This is a genomic window from Cupriavidus sp. SIMBA_020, assembly GCF_046535395.1.
Lineage (GTDB): Bacteria > Pseudomonadota > Gammaproteobacteria > Burkholderiales > Burkholderiaceae > Cupriavidus > Cupriavidus campinensis.
Genome location: NZ_JAWRWU010000716.1, coordinates 1 through 267, shown reverse-complemented (window position 1 = coordinate 267; position 267 = coordinate 1). Strand labels below are relative to the sequence as shown.

At 66.7% G+C, this 267-nt stretch carries 1 protein-coding gene; it reads left to right on the top strand.

Features of this window, described 5'->3' with window-relative positions:
• Nucleotides 1-267: NAD(+) synthase (gene nadE / locus SB751_RS31205; RefSeq protein WP_410749170.1), on the top strand; the 267-nt coding region annotated here is incomplete at both ends.

The window sequence follows — 267 nt, the reverse complement described above, 5'->3', positions numbered from 1 at the left end:
CTGTCGAACAAGTTCGGCTCGATCGTGCTGACGACCGGCAACAAGAGCGAGATGGCGGTCGGCTACTGCACGCTGTACGGCGACATGGCCGGCGGCTTCGCGGTGATCAAGGACATCGCGAAAACGCTGGTCTACCGGCTGTGCCGCTATCGCAACGCGAGCGCCGACTACGGGCAGCGCGACGTGATCCCCGAGCGGATCCTCACGCGCGCGCCGTCGGCCGAGTTGCGCGAGAACCAGACGGACCAGGACAGCCTGCCGCCGTAC